Source organism: Okeania sp. SIO3B5 (assembly GCF_010692555.1).
In the GTDB taxonomy this organism is placed as follows: domain Bacteria; phylum Cyanobacteriota; class Cyanobacteriia; order Cyanobacteriales; family Microcoleaceae; genus Okeania.
Map to the genome: position 1 here is coordinate 1 of NZ_JAAHHG010000752.1, position 3,525 is coordinate 3,525.

Annotated in this window: 1 protein-coding gene; it reads left to right on the forward strand. The window is 42.5% G+C overall.

The genetic code is table 11. The features are described from left to right. Positions 1-694: 694 nt before the first annotated feature. Positions 695-3,226: an XDD3 family exosortase-dependent surface protein gene (locus F6K54_RS41935; RefSeq protein ID WP_293090411.1), complete on the forward strand. Its 2,532-nt coding sequence runs from the start codon at positions 695-697 to the stop codon at positions 3,224-3,226. The last annotated feature ends 299 nt before the right edge of the window (positions 3,227-3,525 follow it).

The window sequence follows — 3,525 nt, forward strand, 5'->3', positions numbered from 1 at the left end:
TTCCCCATCTCCCCATCTCCCCATCTCCCTATCTCCCTATCTCCCCATCTCCCCACCCTCCCCACACTTCCCACCCTCCCCATCTCCCCATCTCCCCATCTCCCCACACTTCCCACCCTCCCCATCTCCCCATCTCCCCATCTCCCCATCTCCCTATCTCCCTATCTACCCTACTTCCTAATGCACCATTTAAGGTGTGTCTGTCCAGTAGAGTGGTAGCTCGCGACGCAGCCAAGGGGAGGCTTGAGACCTTATTTTTTGGTCAACTAATGCATCTAGACAGTGCAAAGTTCTTGAAATAACTATTGCTCGCTAAGGCTTTCAGCGATCTAAAGCTTAAAAACTCTTTATTCAGAGGAGTAAGTACTGTAAGGCTTTTACAGTAATACTTTCAGCATTCAACACAAATTGTTTTTGGGAAGAACTTTGTACTCTCCAGTAATGCATTATTTGAAATTATTTTAAGTATGATATCATTTTTTCTGCATAAAATATTACTTATAAATCAGCTTTCATACTGAGATAAACATAAACAAAATAAAATCTAGAAACGTTGTGAATACTGAGTCTTAAGTCATATAACCTGATCGGGTGAAATATAATTCACCCGATCGGGTGATAAATAATTTACATTTCTTAAAATATACTGAGTACAGTAAAGAAAAAAAAAGAAATTATTCGGAAATTTTAAACCATGAAACAAGTTTATACAACTACTACCAGTCTAGCGATCGCTGCCTTACTATTAAATGGAGCAGGACAAAGCGCACAAGGTATAGGTCTTACAAGTGGAATGTTTAGCTTATTTCTAGAATGTAATAATGATGGAACTGCTTTATTCTTGGACTCTCATAATGGATGGCAATACAGTCAAGATGCTATTGGAGACATGACTGACAACAGTACTTATGATATTACAGGAATGGGAGTTTTCCAAAACGGTAATGAAGTCTTCGTTGCCATTGGCAGTAACTTACCCGGAACAGGTGCAGGTTACGACCGCAACGTCAATCCAATTTTCCACGGTGACTTATTCTTTACTCCAGGTGGTGACAACTTCCAAGACTCCATGGAAGCTGGAAATCTCTACGGTATTCACTTCTCTGGTAGTAAAGATTCTGGAGCTAATGCAGGGCTAGGTGTATATCAGAACGTAGCAGCTAAAGGTGTGGGTGTGAATAACTTCGGACATCGTACCTACAATAACTATGCTGCAATGGTTGATTCTAGCAGCAGTAACTTCTACGGGGACCTCGGTGTTAATAACTCTTACTTTAATGGCGATTCTGGCTACAACGTAATTTCTGGAGGCCAAAAAGTCGAGGACGACGGCTTCCAAATGTTGACCCTCGACGACCTCGCGGCAGCGGGACTCGATAGAAACACAGTTGGTGGCAGCGAAATTTTAGGCTTTAAATTTAACCTTGATGCCATAGTTCCTCCAGAACCCGCACCACTACCAAAGGATATCGGCACTCTGAAAGGAATTGCTGAAGGATATGGCTTCGACTGGGGTTCCCAAGGTTGGGATGGAGAATTGGCAGCTTACGACACTAATATCGCCGAGAAACAAGAGCAAGTCAACACTTACCAAAGTCAAGTTGATGACTACCAAGCAAAAGCTAATGCTCACCAAGCACAGGCAGCTATCTATGATACCCGCAGTCAAACTGCAAGTGAAGAAGCCGATAAGCTGAAACAAGAGCGCAATGAGCGCAGCAGTGGAAGCTGGCGATCTGCTAGATACAGTCCTGGCGGAGAAGCCAACAATGTGATTAAACAAGAGCGCAATCAGCGCAACAAAATCCTCAAACAAATTGATGAAGCCAACGAAATAATCGACGAAATTCCTGGACAAATCACTGATGCTACAGATGAACGTGATGCACTAACAACTAAACTGAATGAGGTTCCTAGCGAAGCAGAAGCGATCGCTATAGCTAGGGAAAACGCAGGTGGAAACATTAAGCAAGCTTACGAAGCTGTTGCAGAACTTGTCCCCAAAAAAGAAGCATGGGAAGAACACAAGCAAGAAAATAACTGGGAGAATCTGACTTTAGATGAAAAGCTTGCCGTGCAAGAAGCCTACGGTGACGAGTGGGTAGAACTTCGTGGTGACGGCAGCCCAGCCAAGCAAGAGCAGGAGCTGACTTTGTTTAGCCAGGTTTTAGCCGACTTTGAATCTGGAGTTAAACAAGACAACCAAGCAGAAATTAAGCAATACCAGACACAAATTAATGAGAAGCAAAATAATATAGATGACTTAGTAACAGAACTTAATGATGCCCAAGCTCTCAAGCCAAAACTGGAGAAGAATCTAGAGAATTTCTACGCAACCAACGACCTACGCGATCAACTTAAAGCAGTTAAAGCTAATGCAGAACAGAAACAAGCAGCTATTGACACTGACAACAGCCTCAACGGCATCCAGAAAGAGGAACTCCGTGCCTTTTACGAAACCGATATTGCTCGCACCCAAGCACTCATCAATAAAATTGACAGCTCCCAGGAGTCCCTAGATAGTCTTTTTGATGGAGCTGACAAATATTTCAAGAATGTCTTGATAGCAGATGCTCAAAATAGCGATAGCCCAATATTTGATGAGAATGGCAATCAAGAAGTCTATGGTCCCGATGAGGTAACTGTGCAGATTCCAGTTTACGATGAAGACGGCCAAATTAGCGGTTACACTACCCATACTGTGGCTGAAGAGGGCGCACTGAAAACCGTTGCTAGCGAATATGCTCGCTTCGATGCTGAATCCAAACTGTTTAATGATGCCCGCAAAGACAGAGTTCAAGAACAAGAGAATAATGAAATTGCTCGCGACAACGAATTTGCTGCTAAGGAAGAAGATATCAACAGTTACAACCAGGCATTGAACAATAGAAATAACAGTTTAGCACAGAAACAAGAGCAAGTTAACCAGAAAGATGAACTGCTCGTAGAAATTGAAACACAAATAGCTGAAGTTCGTGACGAAGCAATTGCACAGGAAAAACGGGAGCAGATGAGCGAATCTCTAGCTGCTGCTGAAGTTGAAAATCAGAAGGAACAAGAGCTTGAGGAACTTTACGGTGTGCGGACTCTCGACAACCCTGGTGGCATTCCTACCTCTCCTGAAGAAGTGATAGCTATGGATGTGCCTGAACCATCTTCAGTCTTGGGTTTAATTGCTGCTATCGGAGGAGGTTTTGCTGCTCTGCGTCGCCATCGCCAAGATTAAATTATATAGCAGGGAACAGGGAATAGGGAACAGGGAATAGGGAACAGGGAATAGCTTTGATTTAAGACATTTAGGTTTGTGTGTAATTTTATTTAATCGGAAGGAGAGAGTGATATTGTATCTACTCAATTCTCCTTCTTTTTTTTATGTTATATCATGTTCGGATAATTAGTTATATCATGTTCGGATGATCACTTACAATAAAGTCATTGCGACTGAAACGGAGTGGAAGGAAGCAATAGATACGGGTTTGAGATATCTCTTCCATCTATATCCTAATCATAACTATTCAACCGAAC